This is a genomic window from Pseudomaricurvus alcaniphilus (assembly GCF_011440395.1).
In the GTDB taxonomy this organism is placed as follows: Bacteria; Pseudomonadota; Gammaproteobacteria; order Pseudomonadales; family Cellvibrionaceae; genus Pseudomaricurvus; species Pseudomaricurvus alcaniphilus.
In genome coordinates, this window is record NZ_JAAOIX010000001.1 from 960,753 (window position 1) to 982,730 (window position 21,978).

Genomic DNA, 21,978 nt, shown 5'->3' on the forward strand with positions numbered 1-21,978 from the left:
TGGCGCCATGATTGGTATTCTTGCGGTAATCCGAATGATGCCCAGCCCCATAAAATCCCTCATTGCAAATCAAGAAACCGAGTTAGACTAGACCGCCAAAACCGAGTTCCCGGCAGTAGCGGAAATTTCACCAATATAGGATTTGGTTGTTCTTTACAGATCCGCGGCAGGGGCCAACGCGTTACAGTACTAGAACTGCAGGCCAGCCTGCAGGCTCAGGCCGTACTCCTCACCGCTGCCGGAATAGGTGACCGCCATATCAATGTGCCCCTGCTGAAAGCCCAGCCCCAGCCCTATGGAAGGCAGCTTGCTGTGGTCCACCGTGTTGTAGCGGTAGCCCACCCGCAATGCGTTTTGTTTCCACAAGCGCCATTCAACGCCGGCGGAAATATAGCGCTTATCGGGATCAAATCCCAGCGGTTCATTGGTGGTTACATCGTAATCCAGCGCCCACTTGATGTGCCTTGACCGGTAACCGAGACCGACCCGAACTATGGGTTCGAACTCGACCTGCGTCCCTCGCGGCGACTGCAGTGTAAAAGGAATGATATTGCGAACCACGACACCGGCAGAATAATGCTCACCCAGCGCGTAGACCGCGCCCACATCCATATTAAAGCGCCGATGGCCCTGGCGATTGGCGCTGTGACGGTAGGCACCGAAGTGAATATCATCCAGGGGTTGGGAAAATTCAATAATATCAATATCCAGGGCTTTAAAGCTGACACCCAGGGTCAACTGTTCAAACAGCAGCCGATTGGTGGCGATGCTGAACGCCACTTCGGTCACTTCAGCGCCGGCGTAATCCAGGGTGGCGTCGATATCCTCCGGCACCTGGTAACGCAGATAGTCGCGCAGGTCGACATCATCCAGCCCCAGGCTGGCCAGGTCCATGCCGGCATTTTGTGCCACCAGGGCCTGTTCGAGGCGGTCGACACTGACCCTTTGCAGCAGTTGTTCGGCCTCCATCGGGGCGGTGGTCAGCAGCTGGATAATCGCCCCGATGGCGGCAATATCGGCGTAGTCGCGCAGTTCCGGAACGACCCTTTGTTCAGCCACGGACTGGCGCGCCAGATCCTCGATCACGTCCAGCTGCAGTGACTCGACCAGGGTCTCGATCTCCGCCAGCCCCTCCAGCACATCGGCCGCGCCATCGCTGAGCGCCACCAGTTGCCGCAACCGCTGCGCATCCAGGTCGGGCACATTCACCTCCGCACCCACCACCCAGTAGTTGCGTGCATACAGGCCGTAAGAGAAACGCTGGTCCACATAGCCCGCTGAAAAACCCACCGAGGCACTGCCCCGCAGCGGGCGCCGGGTAACACTCTCCAAATCGTCCAGCAACTGATCCACATCCCCGGCAAGGTCGCGCAGCTCTGCAGACGACAGGGTTGCCGCCTTGAATTGGCCGCGCACTCTGGCCAGGGTAGCGTCAATGGATTCTTCGTAGTCGCGATCTTCAATGCGCCTTACCCGATCGATAAAATCATCCCGGTCGATCAGGCGGGCACCGCCGTAACTATGGAAAAACCTGGTCTTTCTCAGCCGCTCCTCGGCAGGCAGCAACAGCGCCGGATTGAATAAGGCGGCGTTACCGGGGTTGCCCTCGGCCACTCCGGCCCCCCCCATGGCCATAGAGCGGGCATCGAAAGACAGGAAGCTCAGGGCACTTGAGGGTTGGGATATCAACGAGAACGCAAACAGTGAAATCGGTAATACAATATATCGGGGTACAAACATCCGGTCTTCCAGCGGGGAGCGAAATCTTTACAACGCAACCGGGGCTCGACCCTACAGTCTCTTCCCGGTCGCGCTACTACCCCACCAGTATAGGTCAACTGCAGTCCTTCATGAGCCCAATCCAAGCTCAGGCATGGCCACCAGGCCCATGACGCAATTGCGCTTTGAATGAAGGCCCCTGCCGAGAGTCGGCTACCCTAAGCTTCCTGCATCACACCAATCAGATCATAAAACGACCAGTCAGATCTATTTTTGACCCTGCAAGCCTCACTGGCGGCACGGGCAATATTACCGTCTATACTTTAATAGAGACCCTCCAAATAAAGTACTAGCTATGATTTTGTCCAGCTGGATGCGGGCCTTTATGGCTGCAACTACAGTATTCTTTGCCCTGCCCTGCTTCAGCCAGCCGCTGTGGTTTAGCAACAGCCTCAGCCTGCTCTCTGGCAATGACTACAAGCTCACCCCTGACAATAGTGCCGAGGTATTGACCTTTGAGCACGCCAGCAATTACGAAGCGGGCGACCTGTTTCTGTTTATCGATCGATTTCGCTACGACTCCGGTGACGACAGCACCTATGCGGAATTCTCACCACGATTGACATTGAAGTCGAACGGGTTAGCGGACGCTTCCTTTATCAGGGAGATTTTGCTTGCCGGGACCTGGGAACATGGCAGCCCCCCCGGCAAAGGCAACTTTAATAACTACCTGTTAGGTATAGGGCTGGATTTCAGTATTCCCCACACCAAATACAGCAAAGCGAATGTCTACTACAGAAATAACGACAACAGGGAAAACAACTGGCAACTGACCCTCAACTTTGCCGTTCCATGGCAGGTTAAAAACCAGCATTTCCTCTACGACGGCTTTATTGACTGGGTTCCCTCTGCCAATGGAGTGGCAAGCTCGGCCAACGTTACCACCCAGCTGAAATGGGATATCAGCCGTTATTGGCAGAAATCCGGGCAGTTTTATCTGGGTATCGAGTACGTTTATTGGAAAAACAAATATGGTATTTCCGGTATTACTGAGCACAACCCGAACCTGTTGCTTAAATTCCATTTTTGATCAGCGAAAGTAATACGTGATGTTACCAGCAACCAAATCTTTACTCCGCAAAAAGCACGTTACTCCGTTTATGCGCACTGTCATCACCAGCATTGCTTTTTTAGTTGTCGCATCCCACTGCATTGCCAATGATGCAGTAACCCTGCAACTTAAATGGCGCCATCAATTCCAGTTTGCCGGCTACTATGCGGCACAAATGCAGGGCTACTTCCAACAGGAAAACCTGGAGGTGAATTTTAAAGAGGTAATCCTCGGCGAGACCGCGGTAGAGGCCATCACCAGTGGCCAGGCCGAGTTCGGCATTGCGGACTCCAGCCTGGTTCTTTCGCGCCTTAGAGGTGAACCGGTTGTGGTGCTGGCCGCCATTTTTCAGCATTCGCCGTTGGTGCTGCTCACACTCAAGTCTTCGGGGATAGTCCACCCGCTGGAACTGCATGGCAAAAAAATCATGTTCAGAAGAAATATTGATGACGCAGTCCTGCAAGCCATGTTTGTTGAAGTCGGGCTGCAACCGGATGACTACACCCATATCCCGCAAAATTTTGACGTGAAAGCACTGCTGGGCGATGCAGATGCCATCTCGGCCTACACCACCAACCAGCCTTTCTATTTTCAGGAAAATAACATCCCCTACAATACCATCTCGCCGGCAAACTACGGCATCGATTTTTACGGTGACATGCTCTTCACCTCCGAAGATTACCTGCTCAAAAACCCTGAACGGGTCGAGGCATTCCGGCGCGCGGCTTTGAAAGGTTGGCACTATGCTGTGGAACACCCTGAAGCCGTTGTCGACTGGATGCTGGCCAATTTACCCGTGCAGAAAAGTCGCGACCATTTATTGTTTGAAGCGGAACGCACCATACGCCTGATCAAACCCAACCTGATCGAAATCGGCTACTTCAATCCCAGCCGCTTCCTGCGCATTGCTGAAATCTACAAGCAACTTGACCTGGCGCCAATTTCGGCAGATTTGACCGGCATTTCCTATCTGGAGCATCTATTCAAACCGCCACTGGACCCGTTCTGGTCTCGCCTTGCCCTCGCTGTTGTCGCCGCCATCCTGCTCGCGTTCTTCTTGATGAGTTGGGTCAACCGGCGCTTGCGAAAAACCATTGCCATTCGTACCCGGGAAATTAACAAGGCCAATGCCGAACTTGAGAAACGTCACTTGCTACTGGATCAACACGTACTCGTTTGCACATTTGACATGGAAAGATCGATCACTGACGTGTCGCAGGCGTTCTGTAAACTCAGCGGATTTTCCAAAGAGGAACTGATAGGAAGACCCACCTTCAGCCTGATACACCCCGATTTTCCAACCGCAGAACTGAAAGAAATACGCGCCGCCATGGTCGCACTGCAGCAATGGTCGGGAGAGATTCAATTCTGCAACCACGCGGGAGACAGTATCTGGTTATACGCCATCCTGGAATTCCAACAGGCACCGGGTGCCCGGTCTACCGCTATTTTTCACGACATCACTGACAAAAAGAAAATACTGGAGTTGTCTATCACAGACAGTCTCACCGGACTTGCCAATCGTCGAAAAGTCGAAGAACACCTGGATTTCTTTATCAAGCAAGCCAGCCGCTTCGGCAGAGAGGTTTCGCTGATTCTGCTGGACATCGACCACTTCAAACGTATCAACGATACCTATGGGCACAACTGTGGTGATGAGACACTGGTGGCCCTGTCTGGCCTGCTACAACAGTCCATTCGCGAAGCGGACATTGCCGGCCGCTGGGGGGGAGAAGAATTTGTGGTCATCTGCCCCGAAACCAACCTTGAGGGAGCGATGACATTGGCTGAAGTTTTGCGAGAGAAGATTGCCGGAGCAGAGCTCATCGCCGAACAATCGGTAACCAGCTCGTTTGGTGTTGCCCAGTGGCAACCTGGACACACGGCAAAAAGTTTGTTTAACAAAGCCGACGCAGCGCTGTATGAGGCTAAAGGACAGGGCCGCAACCGTGTAGTGACGCTCAATTCAACTGCGACTCATGACCAGGCCGGCCAATCCAACCCCAGTGCAATAAAATGCATTGAGGCCTGAATCTGGGCAGCGCCCAATAAAGGCTCCTATTTTTTTAGGGGGAAATAGACACTGGTCATTAAATCATCCGGCGCCACTTCCATAGGGCTGTTCCAGTATTGCTCGAAGGGAAAGCCGCTGCCCTTTAGCTTTCTAGCGCGCATGTTCATCATGCCCATCGACCAGGCATTCCCGAGAAAATCGAAGGATCCATTGTGTTTGATTTCAAGCATCTTCGCATCTTTGACCTGGCCTTTTACATAGCTGGAATCCAGGTTCAGGCCAGCCAGGTCTTCGTCTGAAACCGCCGCTATATAAGTGGCCTTCATATTCTTTATATCGAACCTGGGGTAGATACAAACCCAGTGCCGGGCACTTTTTTGACCATCGATGACGATATCCTTGACCAGCTGTTCAAAGTCTTTGCTCATTGTGGCGGACATCTCGGATACCGGCACAGAACGCTGGATACCGACGTAGGAAAAGCCATTGTACTCAACAATACCGTTGTTAATGGTTTCCGCCTTGACGGACCCTTTCTCAGCCACCTCTTTTAACATTCTCAGCCCGCGCTCATAGTCCATGCCGATCAGGTTCTTCATCATTTTAAGCATAAAAAACAAAAAGAACGGCATACTGGAGTTCATTGTCCAGGTAACTTTGGTCTGATCTCCGACCTCCTCAAACAGGAAGCAGACTTTGGCTTTTGATTTCCAGGGCTTTAAAAATTCAAGGTTGTAATGGAGCCGCTGAGCATCCGACGATTGCAGTGTATTTTTGCCGGAGCCTATAACCTCCCCCTCCCAGGTCATCGAGTGCCCGGGCTCCCCGGGGTGGCCAGAAATGCTAATTGGACAGGCAGGCTCAACGACAGTCCAGGGAGACCATGAATTCCAGTAGTGAAAATCTTCCACCAGCTCACGGACTTGGGTCATCGGCGCAGCAATTAACGTGCTTTTCTCAACGTCAAATTTCATAGCGGTACCTGTATCGGAAGCGTTTGGGGGCGGTATAACGGGCGAGCATCTGAGTTGAATAGATAGCAGTAGTCTATCAAATCGTATATCGAATGCAGCAAAAATTGCGACTAGCGGAGATCGGGGCGGCGAGGCAGAGCGGCTGCGCTCCCACTGACACAGGTATTGCTCACCCCATGGACCTAACGGCGGTGCAAGCATTGCGCCAGCGGAAGCTAATGCCGTGATAGAGGGTTGCACCCAAAGTTCTATGGGAATAAGCTCCTTTTATAACCAAAACTATAAATCAGGCGACAAACTATCATTCAAGCGAATTGCAGTAGGAATGCTTGCCGTGCTGATTTTGGCTGTCGGCGCCGCGCCACAGGGTAGATATTCCAGGAGGATTGCACATGTCCCACATCGATCTGGCGGAAGCCATCCAGAATCTGCGCGAACAGCTGAGTGAGGCGGTAAAAGCCTCGGCCAACAGTGAGCTCCGCTTCAATCTGGGGCCGATAGAGATGGAATTGCAGGTGGTCGCCAGTCGGGAGGCCGGGGCCAAGGGCGGGGTCAAATGGCTGCTGTTCGAGGCGGGTGCCGATGCAAAATTGGGCGCCACCCAGACCCAGACGCTGAAACTGGTGCTTCAGCCCGTGAATACACAAGGCCAGCCAATCCAGGTCAATGCGGAGTTGGACCGGCGGCCCGAGTGATGGCCTGATATATGTTGAATTACGACAGACTGGTCGCAGAGCTCTGGTATCCCGGCAACAATACCGGTGGCAGCGGTCTGTTGATCGCCGCTGACTGGGTACTGACCGCCCACCACGTGCTTGCCCCGATCAACCAGGCGGCGCGGCGCGGCGACAAGGTTGAATTGCGCTTGCAAGGCCACTGGTTGGCGGGCGACAAAAACTGGCATCCGTTCGAGGTTTTTTGGTCCGACCCGAAAATGGATATTGCCCTGCTCAAGCGCAGAGCCAGCGAGAACCCACCCGCCGATATCAGTCAACCACTCAAGTTCGGCGTGCTGGCCAACAACCAGATCTACGAGATGTGTCACGGCATCGGCTTTCCGCTTATCTCTCGCAGCGGTGACCACAATGACACAGCCCGCGTGCTGGGCACCATAGATACCGTCAATTTCCAGCGCCAGCAGCACCTGCTGGCGCTGCAGGTCGTCAGCCAGAACGCCGCAGAAAAGAGCGGCTGGAAAGGCATGTCGGGCAGTGCGCTGTTTTACGACGATGTGCTGGTGGGCCTGGTTACCGAAGTCTCCACCCGGACCGCTGACGACCTGATTCACGTCTGCCCGATCGCCTCCCTCTATCAACACCCGGATTTTGCCCAACTGCAGGCGGCCGGTTTGAACCTGCCAGCCCTGGTCAATTGCCAGCCCGCCCGGCCAACCAGCGATTGCGATACCGGAGACTTGCCCGAGCTGGTTTGCTACCTGGATCGCAGCGCCCACACCACGGCATTCCGCCATATGCTTGAAAGCATACACAGCGACTCCCAGCAGCATCGAAGTTTTGTCTGTGCCGTGAGCGGCGAAACCAAACACGCCCACGATGCCCTGATCGAACGGTTTCGGCGCGACACCTTACCGACACTGTTCGAACAGGACCCCTCCTACCAGGAGATCCGCCTGATCGACTTTCCGTCCCGGATCAGCAATGTCGAAAAAGAGTTTGAACGGCTGAAACGCGAGCTCTACAGCAATCTCAATATTTCCGGCGCACCGGAGCGGCTCATAGAAACCTTCAACAATGGTGATTCTCCACGCATTTTCAGCACCTTTGTCTACGGCGACAGTTACACCCCGGAGCACGCGCAATTGCTGAACCTGTGGGTCCGCTTCTGGCACGAACTGGGAGACCAGGACCTGGTCTGCATCGTCGGCCTTATCGTTTGTCTCTGTACTGACGCACCACAGCTAGAGCAAAAACGCGGATTTTTCAGCAGGCTGTTTCAACCGAAAAGTGATGCTGCAAACCTCGGCGACTTCCAGTTTGACGCCGACCATTTCGAGCGCATTGAACTGGACTATTGTCGAGTGCACCACATCAGCGACTGGATCAATTACCTGGAGTCTTCAACTCACCACAACTGGTCGACCAACCACATCAAGCGCGTCGCCTACGACTTTTCCAACCAGCCGCGCTTTGCCGTCAATGAGGTTCGAGCGGCCATCAGTGACTACTGTAAAACCATCCACAAAGAGTAAATCATGAGCAAACTGTTCTACAGCGCCGACAGGAACCAGGCGATCAAACCGCTCAGCGAGCTGCCCGAACCCGCGGTCAAACTGCTGGCTAACGCCTCCAGGTACTACGCCTCGGAAGAACTGGTGGTGGCGGTCAATGTGGCCCTTATTCTCGGGCAACCGCTGCTGCTGACCGGAGAGCCGGGCACCGGCAAGAGCCAACTCGCTTACCACGTGGCCTGGCGGCTCGGGCTGGAGCCGCTGCTGCAATGCCAGGTGCGCTCGACCACCACCTACAGCGAGCTGTTTTACCAGTTCGACGAGTTGACCCGGTTTCGCGACAGCCAACCCGGCAAAGAGGAAAAGCCGCTGGTTGAATACCTGCGCCTGAACGGGCTGGGCAAGGCCATCCTCTTTGCCGGCGGGCCGGATGCCGAATTGACGCCAATTCCCGGCAGCCGCACTCCGCAAGGCCAGCGGCCCCTCACTCACTTCAGGGACTTGCTGGGTGATGCCCACTATCCCGCTAATGCCGGCCAGGCGACCGTCGTCTTAATTGATGAGCTGGACAAGGCGCCTCGCGACACTCCTAATGATATGCTCGACGAAATCGAGAAGTTCGGATTTGATATTCCGGAACTGGGAGTCCGTGTGCAACTGCCGGAGGCCAGCACCAGTCGCCCCATCGTCATAATTACCAGCAATTCGGAGAAAAGCCTGCCGGATGCCTTCCTGCGCCGCTGTGCCTACTATCACATTCCGTTCCCGGATACTGAAGTACTCAAGCCGATCGTCTACAGCCATCTTCCCGCACTGCAAGAACGGGAAGCCTGGCTGCACGAAGCGCTGGACCTGTTTGCCCAACTGCGCAATCGCGGCAAGGGCATACGTAAACCCCCCGGCACCGCAGAGCTGCTCAGCTGGCTGAGAATGGTCTGCAGCCTCAGCGACCTGACCAACCAGTCGCTGAAGGAAACACTACGCACAGCTGACGGCGAATCCAACCCCAACGTGCAGCGCTTGCTCAATGTACTGATCAAAACCAAAGAGGAGTGGGACATCGCCAAACGCATAATTTCCGATTGGGCGCAGTAGTCCCGCGCGAGGAAAACAACAACCATGGCGGCAACCGCGGAACAGGCCGACAGCAACAGTGCATCGCTACCCCCCTGGCTCGGCGACGTTGATCAGCTGTTAGAGGAACTGCGCGGCCATCATTTCGCCATTGGCATTGGCGAGCACAGCAAGGTGTTGCTGCTACTCGACTACCTGCAAGCCGAGCAGTGCCAGCTCAGCAGTGTCGACCAGCTGGCAAGTTGGCTCGCCCCCATCATCTGCAGCACGCCGGCCCAAATTCAGCTGTTGACGCAGATACTGCACGACCGCGAGGCGCAGTACGCCATCGACCACCCGCCCCAGCCGGACCCACCTGCCCCCGCACCGCCACCCAAAAGCGGTTCGGCGTTTTCCCTGCGTTCCCTCGCCACCTTCCTGTTTTATATTGCCATAGCCGGCTTCACCGCCTACAGCATCTGGACCGGGCGCAACCAGGACCCGGTAGCCGATGCGCCGGTACAGGTTGAACAGCGCACCGAGGCCAATACCACGCAATTTGACTTCACGCTGCCGGAAATGAACAGCAGTTACGCCATTCAAGTGGCGCTGGCGATTGCCTGCTTGGGCTTCGCCTTTGGCTATATCCGCCACCTGCGGCGCAAATTGTTAAAGCTGGCGCGCAAGGTCAGTAATCAGTCGCTGGCGGAAACACCGGTGGCCTACCACCTGGATTTCGCGCCGCTCTATACCGCCAACGAACTGAGCCATCCGCTGCAGGTATTGCGCAAGCATATCGAGGTGAATTCGCGACGGCTGGATGTCGACAAGACCATTGCCGCGACTCTGAGAGCTGGAGGCCGGGTGGTACTTAAAGAAGGTACACGGCCACAACTGCCTGAATACCTGCTGCTGACCCACCGCTCCTCGTCTCACGACCACCGCAGCGCACTCGCTGAGAACCTTATGCAGCGCTTGCAGCGTGAACAACTGCATGTGACCCGCATGGAATACAGCGTTGATCCGCGCCGCTGCCGCGACCGCAATGGTCATGTGGTCAACCTGGCGGATATGCAGGGCGGCCTTGCGCACCAACGGCTGCTGATTATCGACGATGCCGAGCAGTTCTTCGTCCGCGGCAGCTTTCACCCCCAGCCCTGGCTCAACCTGCTGCTTCGGTGGCAGTGGGTCACCCTGTTAACCCCCAAACCCAAATCGGCGTGGGGCAAACGGGAAAGCCTGCTGGCCGACATGGGTATCCACCTGCACAATGCCTCGCCCGCCGGCGTCAACGAACTGGCCCTGCAACTGCAGCAAGAGTCGGCACCGGCAATAGCCGCAGCAAAGTCGACTTCGCCCTTGTGGCAACTGCTGGCCCACGAACCCCATCGCTGGATCCAGAGCCGCGCCCCACAAGCGGCAGATATCGACGCTCTGCTGGAGAGCCTGCAGCAGGATCTCAGCCCAGCGGCTTACGAGCTGTTGTGCAGCGTTGCAGTAATGCCCTTGCTTACCCCAAACCTGACGCTGTACCTGGCCCACCAATTGCGGGAGCTGGATTCATCCACTGGTCCGCAGCCCTCGCTGGAAGAGGTGTTTGGCGAGCTGTCCCGCCTGCCCTGGCTGCAGTGCGGGTCCATGCCGGAATGGTTGCGGGTGAGACTGGTGCGGTCAATTCCCTATCAGCTGGAAGGCCGGGTCCGTGCCATCTGCAGGACCCTGGTTGCCGACAATCTGGATGAGGGCGATGCCAACCTGGTGCTCAGGCTGGCGCGGGATGAGAGCTCCAGCTGGAAGCAGATACTGGAGCGCATCTACCAACGGGACAGCGACAATGAATGGCACGATTATATTTTTCTCAGCTACCTGGGCGGCAACAAGGATCTCGACCTCGAGGTAGCGCGGGAGAGCCGGCTCGGGCAATCGGTGCTGCCGTCGTTTTCCCGGCAGGAGGTGATGGTACTGCTGGCGGGGTTGGTGCCGGCGTTATTTTTGCTGCTCAGCAACAGCTTGCTGGATAACAACCCTTTGGACGACCTAATCAAGAGCGGCCTGTCTGTTGTCGATCAGTTACTGCTTGATACTTTTGCCAATAGCAGCCTGCTATTGAATGGTTTGTACGCCTCTGTGCTGCTGATGATTGCCTCCTGGCTGCTGGCCTTCCACTTTCCGGCAGCGCTACCCAAGGCGCTGGTCAAGGTGACGGCACCACTGTGTCTTTTGTTGCAGGCCGCCGTCTGGTATCTGGACATCGCTAACCCGGGCAAAGGGCAGAATATCGGTGAGTACATGGACACCGTGGGGCAGTCGAGCCTTGCCCTCTCCACAATTGTATTGTTGTTTTTGCAACCCTGGCGCACCGATCTGAAGCCCGGTTCGGTGCATCTCACGTTTCAGCCCCGGCATTGGATCGGATTTTTCCTGGCCGGCTTGGTGTCTCTGATGTTACTTTTTTGGGCGCCAATCTGGGTCATTGTGGATTTCTGGCCAGGATGGGATGCATGGCTACTATATCAATCCATATGTCTGCCGTTTGTAGTTCCAACGCTCTATGCTTATGTCTTTCAAGGCAGCACCGGGAAAAAATCGGCGGCCGCCAGATGGTGGGCAGCGCTAACAACGCCACTGCTGTTTTTCGCTTGCACGAACCTCTTGTATGCAGTCGGTATAGACGTGCTGCAAGAGAATTTTTCCTATTCGCAGCCCGTCATATTAATAGTCACCACCCTGCTTACCTGCCAGTACCTGCATCGCTACTTCAATACCTCAGCCCAACAGCAGTGGCTGCGTGCCGCAGCGCGAATTTTTCTACCGTGGCTTTTAGTGGCCGGCGTTGGTGTCACTTTCCTGACCGATGGCCTGTTTGGCGACATAATTATTGCTGACTTGGGTCTTGGTATCGGCATCTATCTGTGGCTGGCGGCATGGTTCGCCATCGCCGGTTTCCCGCGGGCAAATTCAGTGGCACCTGAGGTACGCCGCAGCTTTATGCTATTTGGCGGCTTGTTAATTATTCTCAGTAACGGTTTCAGCGTACTTGGCAGAATCGTTGCGGATAATGTCATTGGAATAGATGTATTTACCAGCGTCGACTTCTGGAGTGTGGCCTTACTCCTGCCGCTGATTCGCATGAACTTTCCGGCGCTATTTTTAAAGGCTGAACGCACTACAAAGTCCGATCCCGTAACATCTATCCGCAACGAAAAATTGACTCTCTGGCCCGCACTGCCACTGAGTCTTATTCCGCTGCTACCATTGGGTATCGCCGTAATTGGTGACCACTATTATGAATTATACAGTCGCGATTACAGCTATTGCTTGCTGCCCTTTGCGGCCTGGGCAGCGCTGCGCTACGGCCGCCAGGCACACTGGCTGCTATTGCCCGGTTACCTTGGCCTGGCCTTACTGTCGTTCAGTCTGATCGGCTTAACGTTTTCGGATTTTATTGATGAAATCCAATTAAACCTGTCGTCTTTTTTGTTTCCAGCCTCACTGCTGCTTTACCTGATTGAGCGTTTCAGCAAGGATCAATCCCTGCTGGAATGCAACCGAATCAGCCCCTTCCAGTGGCTGTTTTTGTTAATCGTCATCGGCTTCAGTGGCGAGATCGGTGGCGTTGGCTGGTATGGCGATTTATTCGTATTGATATTTGCCTTGCTGATCTCCGTTAGCAACTGCAGTTTCCGTACTCCCCTGCTATTTGTGCTGGCAATTACCCTGTTCAGCGAACTGGCTTATCTAGTGTGGTGGCAGCATTCATCACCGGCTGTTTGGATTTACCCGAGTTACCACGCAGAATTTATTCTATTCACCTGCGCTTTACTCGGATTCCGCTGGTTCTGGAACCGCGCACAAACCATACAACCCAAAAATTATCTGGCGCTATTTTGCCTGCTGCTGCCATTACACATATTTAACCCCTACCTGGAGTTGACCGACAACTTCGGGATCTCATTTTATGCAGCCTATCTATTACCTGTGCTCAGTTTTCTGTACGGACTATTTCTGCCGCTCTCCGCTCGGGCATTTCTGACCCCAGTATGGATCATTACCGTGTCAGGTTTGCTAGTATTCCTTTCTATCGGTAGGTTAAACGGCGAACTGGACCTGGGTATCCCGCTCTACTATTCCGGCGACCCGATCACAACCCTGATCGCCACCTTCTGCTACGGCTGGTTCTTCAAGCTCGGCCAACGCTGTACGCATTTACGCGAACTAAAGGCAAGGCAGGTCGAGCGCCAGCAACAGGAGCAGCTTAACAAACTGCAAACCAGCTCCGTCGAAGTCAACGAAACCTTTCCGGCCGATGCAGGGCACATCAGCCTGGTTGCCGGCATCAGTGATTTAGGCTCCAGCGAGCGCCCCTTCCCCCTGTTTACCCGCTCGCCGTTAACAGTAAGCCTGCTGATACTGGCGCTGCTTATCTGGGGCGGCGCACAGATTAATTCCTTCACCGCAGACAACTCCAGTAACCCAACCATCCCTACGGCCCAGCCGCAAAATAACGATTCACCCGTGGAAGCTATTCCGCAGCAGCAACCACAACAACAACAGCAGCTACCTCAACAGCAAGAACCGGAGCAGCAGCAAGAACAATTACCGCGGGATTCATATCAACAACAGTCAACCCCTGAACAAGGCCAAGCCCGGAAAAAAGCCGATATATCCCAACGAAGTGAGGAAGCCAGCCCACCGATAAACCAGGAAACTGCTCCATCCGACTACAGCGAAAAAGTGCCAATGCCACCTAAACTCCTATAAAAAGGGGACGGAGGGATTATTTTTTAACCAACACGTTGGTTTCGCCGGCACAACTCAACAAGAGTGATAAATCTAAACAGAGATTGTTATTGGGGCAAAAGGCATTTAATCTGCCGGGGTTATGAGAACCATACTTCATGGCAGTTCAGGGCACGTCAGGGTACAGCTGTTGTGCCTCATCCTGTCTACTATGGAGAAATTTACCTACGGAAAGCCACCCAAATGCTCATCTTTTTTATCTGCATCAGCCTGCTGGCCATCGGCTACAAGTTTTACAGCCCTTTCGTTGAAAAGCAGGCCGGGATAGACCCCAATGCCGAGACGCCCCAAAGCCGCTTTGCCGAGGGCGTAGACTATGTGGCCACTCATCCGGTTAAAGCCTTTTTGATCCAGTTTTTAAATATTGCCGGAGTGGGACCGATTTTCGGCCCGATATTAGGTGCCTTATACGGCCCGATCGCCCTTGTGTGGATAGTGCTGGGCAATGTATTGGGTGGCGCCGTGCACGATTATTTTTCTGGCGTAATGAGCATCAAGGAAGACGGTAAAAGTCTACCGGAAATAGCCGGGCACTATTACAACTTAGTCTTTAAAGGTTTTATGCTGATCTTTACCGCCATGCTGCTGTTTTTTGTGGGCGTTGTATTTATTATGAGCCCCGCTGGCTTATTGAGTAACCTGGCTTATTTCCAGGACACGTTCTTTGCCAATAACACCTTTTGGGTGCTGGTAATTTTAGTTTATTACTTTTTAGCTACCTTGCTGCCCATCGATAAAATCATCACTAAATTCTACCCGGCTTTTGGTTTGCTGATGATAGTAATGACCACGCTGATTGCCGTTTCACTGCTGCTTAACGCTCCGCACTTGCCGGTAACGGGAGATTTTTTCGCCTATTTCCACGCTGATCATGGCCATGACCTTCTGCAACCCAATCCCGATGGATTGCCCACCTGGCCGTTGCTGTTTATCACTATTACCTGTGGCGCGATAAGCGGCTTTCACTCCACCCAGGCACCAATAATTACCCGCTGCCTGACCAACGAAAAATACGTCCGCCCGGTATACTATGGCGCCATGGTATGTGAAGGCCTGGTGGGTTGCGTATGGGCCCTGGCGGGGATTGCAGCATTCCCTGATGGCTATGGCGAACTAAAAGCCATGCTTGCTCAAGGGGGCCCAGGGTTAGTAGTTAACCATATTGCCAGCAGCTATTTGGGCGTGCTGGGCGGCGTTATGGCGATCATCGCCGTGGCGGTATTCCCTATTACCTCAGGCGATACTGCATTTCGCTCCCTGCGTTTGACGGTGGTCGACGCGTTTAACATTCCCCAGAGCGTACGCAATCGCTTGTTATTAGCGCTGCCTATTCTCACCATTGCTTATTTTATGACCAAGCTGGATTTCACTGTAATTTGGCGTTACTTCGCCTTTTCCAATATGTTGCTGTCGACCAGTGTGTTGTGGCTGGCCACTAAATACTTGTTCGACCGGGGCACCTTCCATTGGGTCGCCAGCGTACCTGCGGTGATCGCGACCTGCGTAACACTTTCATATATTTCAACCGCGGCCATCGGCTTGAACCTATCCCCTGATTTGGCGCAACCTATTGGTGCTGGTGTGGCGGTTATTGGTTTTATCGGGCTGGTATTTTTCCACAAACGCCACAACGGGCAACAGCCTTCAAACGCTACCACATAATGTGGGGCAATCAGCGTTAGCTAACAGCCTGGACATGGGGTTTTGCGGGTCGCTACTGGTCAGGTTTGTTTTCCTGATGCTCTGAGTCCAGCGTTTGAATCTGTTGAATGATGCTGATCAGTTTTTTTCCTGTTGGCGTTAATGAATACTCCGTGCGCGGCGGAACCTCCGGATAACTTTTTTTGGACAGCAATCCGTAAACCGTTAACTTGCGCAACCGCTCCGACAACACCTTGGTTGAAATTCCCGGGATATGGCGTTCCAACACACCGGGGCGATTGACACCCGAGTCAATCGCCAGCAAGACCGACACTGACCACTTGCAACCGACAACCTCTTCAAGTTTCCGATACACACTTCTGTTGGCAGAGATAATTTTTCTCCTTATTTTTCAGCAAAATACACCATTTCCTGCCTACCCCACCTCTTGGTTCCCGCTTGTTCAGAAACGGCGCTGGCAGTACTGTTTGGGTGTGCGCACAACAACGTCTAACCTAGCACCTGGAGAATTATCATGAAAGTAAAAGCTGTTTTCTATCACGCTGGATGCCCTGTATGTGTGGCCGCAGAGACGAACCTGGCAAAGGCAATTGATACTTCTCGCTATGACGTGGAAATCGTCCATCTCGGCAAGGACAGCACCCGCATTAGCGAAGCCGAATCCGCAGGTATCAAATCCGTACCCGCGCTACTGCTGGACGGATCGCCATTCCATATCAATTTTGGCGCCAACCTGGCAGACCTGAAGTAGTTATAAAGGGGACGGAGGGATTATTTTTTAACCAACAAGCTGGTTTTGCCCTGGCGATTGGCTACTATTTAATCCCTCCGTCCCGTTTTACGTCCCGTTTTACGACGCGCTCCGCTCCGTGCGCCACTACCGGTGCCGACACCATCCTCCGGCCACAGGACCGAATCAATCCGACTTTTCTGGGATGTCGCCGACGAATGGGGTAAGCTAAAAGAACACCAACAAAAGCACAGACACGTGGCAGGGGGACAGGAATGACTCGCAGACACTCGTGGATTGCCGGGGAGAAAGCCCATGCCCGGTGATACGCTCCGGTCCGCGCGTCACACGCTGAGCGTCGTCGTGACCCTGTCGGGAATCTGGCTGCTGAACTCCGGCCACTACACGCCCTTAATCCTGGGACTGGGCCTGCTGTCGGTGTTATTCGTAACCTGGCTGCTGCACCGCATGGACGTGATTGACCACGAGTCCCAGCCGACCCAGTTTACCCTGCGCATCTTTCCCTACTACACCTGGCTGCTCTACCAGATCCTGCTCGCCAACCTGACCCTGATCAAACACATCTGGCTGGGCCGTGGCAGCCTCAGCCCGGTACTGGCCTATGTCCAGGCCAGCCAGAAAACCGATATCGGCCGCGTCACCTACGCCAACTCTATCACCCTGACTCCCGGCACCGTCACCATCGACGTCCGCGGCAATCGCCTGCTGGTGCATGCCCTCACTAAACAGGGTTTCGACGAACTCAACCGCGGCGCTATGGACCGCCGGGTGACGGAGCTGGAAGGATGATGCTGATCGCTGCAGCCGCCGCGCTGCTGGTGGTGATGGCTCTGGCGCTGCTGCGGGCGCTGCTGGGGCCGACCATCTACGACCGCATACTGGCGGTCAATATCTTCGGCACCAAAACGGTATTGCTGATCGCCGTGGTGGGCTTTCTCTACGGGCGCCCCGAATTTCTCGACATCGCCATCGTCTACGCGCTGATCAATTTTATCAGCATGATGGGCGTGCTGCGGTTTTTACATTCCGAAACCTGACACGAGGACTATGGAACAGACACTGGAGGTGGTTGTGGGTGGATTGCTGCTACTGGGGAGCTTGCTGATGCTCACCGGGGCGATCGGCGTGCTGCGCTTCCCCGACCTCTACACCCGCATGCACGCCGCCAGCGTGACCGACACCATGGCGGCGCTGTGCATTCTGTTGGCGCTGATGCTGCTGGCCGGCTGGTCGCTGGTCACCGCCAAGTTGCTGTTCGTGTTGATTTTCCTGTTGTTCACCGCCCCGGTGTCCAGTCACGCCCTGGCCAAATCGGCCTACAGCAGTGGCCTGATGCCGCTGGGAAAGAACCAGTCGGGAAGTGACTCATCGACTGGATAATCGACTTCGCCCTGTTGGCCATGCTGATGGTGACCGCCGTCGCCATCGCCTGGACCCGCGACCTGTTCGCCGCTGTGATGCTGGCGGGCCTCTACGGTCTCGTGTCGGCCAGCTTTTTTGTCGCCATGGACGCGGTGGACGTCGCCTTTACCGAAGCCGCCGTGGGCGCGGGTATCACACCCCTGTTGCTGCTGGTCTCCCTGAGGATGACCGGACAGCGCGAGGCGGCGTCCCACAACCACCCCTGGGCAGCACTGGCGATCGTCGTGGTGGTTGGCGTGCTGCTGGTGCTGGGGGAGCAGGACATGCCCGCCTTCGGTTCCCCCGACGCGCCCGCCCATCAGCACGTGGCGCCGCACTATCTGCAGCAATCCGCCGCGGAAATCGGCATTCCCAACGTGGTCACCTCGATCCTGGCCAGCTACCGGGCGTTTGACACCCTGGGCGAAGTCGCCGTGATTTTTACCGCCTGTGTCGGGGTGCTGGCGCTGCTGGTCAGTGGCCTGCCGCCCGATGAGCGCGCCCGGCCCCACGCGCCCCACTCCACCATGGAAGACCAGATCATCCTGCGGGTGGTGGGCAAGATTCTGATCCCGCCAATCATGCTGTTCGCGCTCTACGTGCAATTTCACGGCGAGTACGGCCCGGGCGGTGGCTTCCAGGCCGGCGTCATCTTTGCCTCGGCGGTGATCGTCTACGTGATGCTGTTTGGCCTCGACGCCGCCGCCAGGGTAATGAGCGTCGCCTGGCTGCGGTTTGCCGCCGCCTTCGGGCTGCTGTTGTACGGCGCGGTGGGCGTGGTCTGCCTGCTGGCCGGCGAGCGTTTCCTGGATTATCACGCCCTCCTGCCGCAGCCGATCGCGGCCCAGCACACGGGCATTCTGGTGATTGAACTCGGAGTGGGCATCACCGTGGCGGCGGTGGTGATCCTGCTGTTTTTTGCCTTTGTCGGGCGCCTGTCCCGGCCTGCCCTCCCAACCCGACACCAGGAGTAAAGCCTTCCCATGATTCTGGATCTCTACAATTACTGGATCGTGGTGGTGTTGATGATGGTGGGGCTGTTCATCATCGTCTCCCGTGGCAACCTGGTGAAGAAAGTCATCGGCCTGAACATTTTCCAGACCTCCGTGTTCGTGTTTTACATCAGCCTGGGCAAGGTAGAGGACGGCAGTGCGCCGATCCTGTCCGACAGCGTTTCAGTCTACTCCAATCCCCTGCCCCATGTGCTGATCCTGACCGCCATTGTGGTCGGCGTCGCCACCACCGCGTTGGGCCTGGCACTGGTAATTCGCATTAAAGAGGCTTACGGCACCGTTGAAGAGGACGACATTCAAACTCTCGATGACCAACAATAGAGCCCATCAACCGTGCTGACCCATCTGCCCATTCTCCAGGTTATCGTGCCGTTACTGGCCGCACCTTTGTGCCTGATGCTGGACGGCAGCCGCTTTGTCTGGGCCTTCGCCCTGCTGGCGAGCCTGCTGGCCGGTGTGATCAGCGGGCTGCTGCTGTGGCAGGTTGAAACCGGCGGCACTCTCAGCTATGCCCTCGGCGGCTGGCAGGCCCCCATCGGCATCGAGTACCGCATCGACCTTCTGAGCGCTTACCTGTTATTGATTGTCAGCGCCATGGGGACGCTGGTTCTGCTGGGCGCCTATCGCAGCGTCAATAAGGAGCTCGCAGCCGGCGCCCGCACCTACTTTTACGTCGCCTACCTGCTGTGCCTGGCCGGCTTGCTGGGTATTGTCGCCGCCGGCGACGCCTTCAATGTGTTCGTGTTTCTGGAGATCTCTTCCCTCGGTTCCTACATTCTCATCAGCCTGGGCCGGGATCGGCGCGCTCTGTGGGCGGCCTTTCAGTACCTGGTTGTGGGCACCATCGGTGCGACCTTTATCCTGATCGGGGTGGGCTTCCTGTACGCCATGACCGGCACCCTGAACATGATGGATCTGGCCCAGCGCATTCCCAGCGTGTCGGAGTCGACCACCGTGCTGGTAGCCTTTACCTTCCTGGTAGTGGGCGTGTGCCTCAAGCTGGCCATGTTTCCGCTGCACGTGTGGCTGCCCAATGCCTACGCCTTTGCGCCTTCAATCGCCACCGCGTTTCTGGCCGCGTCCGCCACCAAAGTGGCGGTCTACCTGCTGTTCCGCTTCAGCTTCGGCGTCTTCGGCGTAGCGCTGACCGAATCCATCCTGCCGCTGCAAGAGGTGTTTATCGGCCTCGGCCTGGCGGGCGTGTTCGTCGCCTCGCTGGTGGCGATCTCCCAGCACAACATCAAGCGCATGCTGGCCTATTCCAGCGTCGCCCAGATCGGCTACATGATTATCGGCTACGGGCTCGACAGCCAGGCCGGCACCACCGCGGCCCTGCTGCACCTGTTCAACCACGCGCTGATGAAGGCCGCCCTGTTTATGGCGCTGGCGGCAGTGGTTTACCATCACGGCAGCGTGCTGCTCAAGGATCTGGCGGGGCTGGGTACCACCATGCCCTGGACCGCGGCGGCACTGGTCGGCGGCGGGCTCAGTCTGATCGGCGTGCCCTTGACCGTAGGTTTTATCAGCAAGTGGTACCTGGTGCAGGCGGCGCTGGAGCAGGATTTGTGGTGGCTGGCCCTGCTGATCGTGGTGGGCTCGCTGCTGGCGATTGTCTATGTCTGGCGCATGATTGAGCCCATGTATTTTGCCCCCGCGTCAAGCGACAGGCCGCGCTCGGTCGGCAATACGCCGGAGGCGCCGCGCAGCCTGCTGCTGGTGATCTGGATCCTGGTGGCCGCCAACCTCTACTTCGGTATCGACACGCGCCTGCCGGTGGGTATCGCCGAGGCCGCGGCGCAACAGATCTTTGGAGTGCGCTTCTGATGAGCCTGGGATTGCTGCTCCACGCCACAATAGTTCTGCCGCTGCTGGCGCTAGTCGGTATTCTGCTGTTGCGCGACCGGCCCAACCTCCGTGACGGCGTTTCCCTGGTCGCCGGCGTGCTGGTGTTCGCCTGCGTGGCCACAATTTATCAGCGCTTTACCGCGGGCGAGCGGATCGAGCTCACCTGGTTCGAGATCCTGCCCGGGCTCAGCCTGAGTTTCTCGCTGGAAGCCCTCGGCCTGCTGTTCGCACTGGTCGCCGGCTTTCTCTGGCCGGTGACCACCCTCTACGCCATCGGTTATATGCGCGGCCACGGGGAGGCCAACCAGACCCGCTTCTACCTGTTTTTTGCCCTCGCCATGGCCGCGGTGTTCGCCATCGCTTTCTCCGCCAACCTGTTTACCCTGTTTATCTTTTACGAAGTGCTCACCCTGAGCACCTATCCCCTGGTCACCCATGCGGGTACGGAGAAGGCCCGTAAGGGCGGCCGCGTGTACCTGGGCATGCTGCTCGGCAGCTCGATCCTGCTGTTACTGCTGGCCATCATCGCCACCTGGACCCTGGCCGGCACCCTGACCTTTACCGCGGGCGGCATTTTCCCCGACGACACCCCGGCCTGGGTGTTGTCAGTGCTGCTGGCGCTGTTCGTGTTTGGCATCGGCAAAGCCGCGATCATGCCCGTCCACCGCTGGCTGCCGGCAGCGATGGTGGCGCCGACGCCGGTCAGTGCGCTGCTGCACGCGGTGGCCGTGGTCAAAGCCGGAGTCTTTACCCTGCTCAAGGTCTGCGTGTTCGTGTTTGGGGTCGATACCCTGCCCACGCTGCCGGTGACCCAATGGCTGATCTATCTGGCGGGGCTGACCATTGTGCTGGCGTCGCTGGTGGCCCTCTACAAAGACAACCTCAAGGCGCGGCTGGCCTATTCCACCGTCGCCCAGCTGGCCTACGTCACCCTGGGGGCGCTGGTGGCCACCGAGCTGGCGATCGCCGGCAGCGCCCTGCACATCGCCATGCACGCCTTCGGCAAGATCACCCTGTTCTTCTGCGCCGGCGCCATCATGGTCGCCTGCCACAAGACCGAGGTCAGCCAGATGCAGGGGCTGGGGCGGGTGATGCCGGTGACCATGACGGCGTTCCTGGTGGCCAGCCTCAGCATCATCGGCCTGCCCCCTGCCGGCGGCACCTGGAGCAAATGGCTGCTGATCGGGGGCAGCCTGGAGGCCGACCAGCAGCTGATGGTGGCAGTGCTAATCACCAGCTCACTGCTGAACATCGCCTATTTACTGCCCATCCCGCTGCGGGCGTTTTTCGGCAGTGCCTCCGACGACGGTCACGGGCCGGAGCGGTCGGTGCGGGAGGCGCCACTGCCCGCGCTGATTGCCCTGGTGATCACCGCCGTCATGTGCGTTGGGCTGTTTGCCTTTCCCAACGCGGTGTTTGACCTGGCCCAAAGGATCTACGGTTGACC

General features: G+C 56.3%; 18 protein-coding genes. 15 read left to right on the forward strand and 3 right to left on the reverse strand.

Annotated elements, in window-relative coordinates; all coding sequences use genetic code 11:
• Positions 1 to 189 precede the first annotated feature (189 nt).
• A complete protein-coding gene (traF, locus tag G8764_RS04130; RefSeq protein WP_166162117.1) occupies positions 190 to 1,740 on the reverse strand; it encodes a conjugal transfer protein TraF in 1,551 nt (516 codons plus the stop codon).
• Between the two features lie 364 nt (positions 1,741 to 2,104).
• On the opposite strand from traF, the gene G8764_RS04135 reads away from it, so the two are divergent.
• Positions 2,105 to 2,809, forward strand: coding sequence for an outer membrane protein OmpK (locus G8764_RS04135; RefSeq protein ID WP_166162118.1), 705 nt, complete (start codon positions 2,105 to 2,107; stop codon positions 2,807 to 2,809).
• Positions 2,810 to 3,005: 196 nt separating this feature from the next.
• Entirely contained in the window at positions 3,006 to 4,862 is a 1,857-nt protein-coding gene (locus tag G8764_RS04140) for a diguanylate cyclase (RefSeq protein ID WP_243748614.1), read from the forward strand.
• Between the two features lie 26 nt (positions 4,863 to 4,888).
• On the opposite strand, the gene G8764_RS04145 is transcribed toward G8764_RS04140, so the two are convergent.
• The gene (locus G8764_RS04145) at positions 4,889 to 5,818 is read right to left on the reverse strand and encodes an SRPBCC family protein (protein ID WP_166162122.1); all 930 of its coding nucleotides are present in this window, start codon (positions 5,816 to 5,818) and stop codon (positions 4,889 to 4,891) included.
• Between the two features lie 392 nt (positions 5,819 to 6,210).
• Here G8764_RS04145 and G8764_RS04150 point away from each other — a divergent pair, with 392 nt between their 5' ends.
• The 5 genes from G8764_RS04150 to G8764_RS04170 all read left to right on the forward strand — a co-directional run bounded on the left by G8764_RS04150 (position 6,211) and on the right by G8764_RS04170 (position 15,521).
• Positions 6,211 to 6,513 (forward strand): trypco2 family protein, encoded by a 303-nt coding sequence (locus tag G8764_RS04150; RefSeq protein WP_166162124.1) that lies wholly within the window; start codon positions 6,211 to 6,213, stop codon positions 6,511 to 6,513.
• An 11-nt stretch (positions 6,514 to 6,524) separates the two neighbouring features.
• Positions 6,525 to 8,027 (forward strand): trypsin-like peptidase domain-containing protein, encoded by a 1,503-nt coding sequence (locus G8764_RS04155; protein WP_166162126.1) that lies wholly within the window; start codon positions 6,525 to 6,527, stop codon positions 8,025 to 8,027.
• 3 nt (positions 8,028 to 8,030) lie between these two features.
• The gene (locus G8764_RS04160; RefSeq protein ID WP_166162128.1) at positions 8,031 to 9,101 is read left to right on the forward strand and encodes an AAA family ATPase; all 1,071 of its coding nucleotides are present in this window, start codon (positions 8,031 to 8,033) and stop codon (positions 9,099 to 9,101) included.
• 24 nt (positions 9,102 to 9,125) lie between these two features.
• Positions 9,126 to 13,820, forward strand: a complete 4,695-nt coding sequence (locus tag G8764_RS04165) for a hypothetical protein (protein WP_166162130.1) — start codon at positions 9,126 to 9,128, stop codon at positions 13,818 to 13,820.
• 222 nt (positions 13,821 to 14,042) lie between these two features.
• The gene (locus G8764_RS04170; RefSeq protein ID WP_166162132.1) at positions 14,043 to 15,521 is read left to right on the forward strand and encodes a carbon starvation CstA family protein; all 1,479 of its coding nucleotides are present in this window, start codon (positions 14,043 to 14,045) and stop codon (positions 15,519 to 15,521) included.
• Positions 15,522 to 15,573: 52 nt separating this feature from the next.
• Here the strand turns inward: G8764_RS04170 and G8764_RS04175 are convergent, their stop codons facing one another.
• A complete protein-coding gene (locus tag G8764_RS04175) occupies positions 15,574 to 15,825 on the reverse strand; it encodes a winged helix-turn-helix transcriptional regulator (protein WP_207951651.1) in 252 nt (83 codons plus the stop codon).
• A gap of 210 nt (positions 15,826 to 16,035) precedes the next feature.
• Between G8764_RS04175 and G8764_RS04180 the strand changes: the two genes are divergently transcribed.
• The 8 genes from G8764_RS04180 (at position 16,036) to G8764_RS04215 (ending at position 21,976) form a co-directional block, all read left to right on the forward strand.
• Positions 16,036 to 16,272 (forward strand): thioredoxin family protein, encoded by a 237-nt coding sequence (locus G8764_RS04180; protein ID WP_166162134.1) that lies wholly within the window; start codon positions 16,036 to 16,038, stop codon positions 16,270 to 16,272.
• A 294-nt stretch (positions 16,273 to 16,566) separates the two neighbouring features.
• Positions 16,567 to 17,061: a Na+/H+ antiporter subunit E gene (locus G8764_RS04185; protein WP_166162136.1), complete on the forward strand. Its 495-nt coding sequence runs from the start codon at positions 16,567 to 16,569 to the stop codon at positions 17,059 to 17,061.
• Complete coding sequence (locus tag G8764_RS04190; RefSeq protein ID WP_243748545.1) at positions 17,058 to 17,309, forward strand: MrpF/PhaF family protein; 252 nt, start codon at positions 17,058 to 17,060, stop codon at positions 17,307 to 17,309. The genes G8764_RS04185 and G8764_RS04190 overlap by 4 nt, the downstream gene beginning before the upstream one ends.
• Positions 17,310 to 17,319: 10 nt before the next feature.
• Positions 17,320 to 17,652, forward strand: a complete 333-nt coding sequence (gene mnhG / locus G8764_RS04195; RefSeq protein WP_166162138.1) for a monovalent cation/H(+) antiporter subunit G — start codon at positions 17,320 to 17,322, stop codon at positions 17,650 to 17,652.
• Between the two features lie 11 nt (positions 17,653 to 17,663).
• Positions 17,664 to 18,647, forward strand: coding sequence for a DUF4040 domain-containing protein (locus tag G8764_RS04200; protein ID WP_341806314.1), 984 nt, complete (start codon positions 17,664 to 17,666; stop codon positions 18,645 to 18,647).
• A 9-nt stretch (positions 18,648 to 18,656) separates the two neighbouring features.
• Positions 18,657 to 19,007, forward strand: coding sequence for a cation:proton antiporter subunit C (locus G8764_RS04205; RefSeq protein WP_166162140.1), 351 nt, complete (start codon positions 18,657 to 18,659; stop codon positions 19,005 to 19,007).
• Positions 19,008 to 19,019: 12 nt separating this feature from the next.
• Complete coding sequence (locus G8764_RS04210; protein WP_166162142.1) at positions 19,020 to 20,510, forward strand: proton-conducting transporter transmembrane domain-containing protein; 1,491 nt, start codon at positions 19,020 to 19,022, stop codon at positions 20,508 to 20,510.
• Complete coding sequence (locus G8764_RS04215) at positions 20,510 to 21,976, forward strand: proton-conducting transporter transmembrane domain-containing protein (protein ID WP_166162150.1); 1,467 nt, start codon at positions 20,510 to 20,512, stop codon at positions 21,974 to 21,976. Before G8764_RS04210 ends, G8764_RS04215 begins: the two co-directional genes overlap by 1 nt.
• Positions 21,977 to 21,978 lie beyond the last annotated feature (2 nt).

Bases quoted from the DNA above. Each gene is read 5' to 3' on its own strand.
- traF (WP_166162117.1), bottom strand. From the start codon at position 1,740: ATGTTTGTACCCCGATATATTGTATTACCGATTTCACTGTTTGCGTTC.
- G8764_RS04135 (WP_166162118.1), top strand. From the start codon at position 2,105: ATGGCTGCAACTACAGTATTCTTTGCCCTGCCCTGCTTCAGCCAGCCG.
- G8764_RS04140 (WP_243748614.1), top strand. From the start codon at position 3,006: ATGCAGGGCTACTTCCAACAGGAAAACCTGGAGGTGAATTTTAAAGAG.
- G8764_RS04145 (WP_166162122.1), bottom strand. From the start codon at position 5,818: ATGAAATTTGACGTTGAGAAAAGCACGTTAATTGCTGCGCCGATGACC.
- G8764_RS04150 (WP_166162124.1), top strand. From the start codon at position 6,211: ATGTCCCACATCGATCTGGCGGAAGCCATCCAGAATCTGCGCGAACAG.
- G8764_RS04155 (WP_166162126.1), top strand. From the start codon at position 6,525: ATGTTGAATTACGACAGACTGGTCGCAGAGCTCTGGTATCCCGGCAAC.
- G8764_RS04160 (WP_166162128.1), top strand. From the start codon at position 8,031: ATGAGCAAACTGTTCTACAGCGCCGACAGGAACCAGGCGATCAAACCG.
- G8764_RS04165 (WP_166162130.1), top strand. From the start codon at position 9,126: ATGGCGGCAACCGCGGAACAGGCCGACAGCAACAGTGCATCGCTACCC.
- G8764_RS04170 (WP_166162132.1), top strand. From the start codon at position 14,043: ATGCTCATCTTTTTTATCTGCATCAGCCTGCTGGCCATCGGCTACAAG.
- G8764_RS04180 (WP_166162134.1), top strand. From the start codon at position 16,036: ATGAAAGTAAAAGCTGTTTTCTATCACGCTGGATGCCCTGTATGTGTG.
- G8764_RS04185 (WP_166162136.1), top strand. From the start codon at position 16,567: ATGCCCGGTGATACGCTCCGGTCCGCGCGTCACACGCTGAGCGTCGTC.
- G8764_RS04190 (WP_243748545.1), top strand. From the start codon at position 17,058: ATGATGCTGATCGCTGCAGCCGCCGCGCTGCTGGTGGTGATGGCTCTG.
- mnhG (WP_166162138.1), top strand. From the start codon at position 17,320: ATGGAACAGACACTGGAGGTGGTTGTGGGTGGATTGCTGCTACTGGGG.
- G8764_RS04205 (WP_166162140.1), top strand. From the start codon at position 18,657: ATGATTCTGGATCTCTACAATTACTGGATCGTGGTGGTGTTGATGATG.
- G8764_RS04215 (WP_166162150.1), top strand. From the start codon at position 20,510: ATGAGCCTGGGATTGCTGCTCCACGCCACAATAGTTCTGCCGCTGCTG.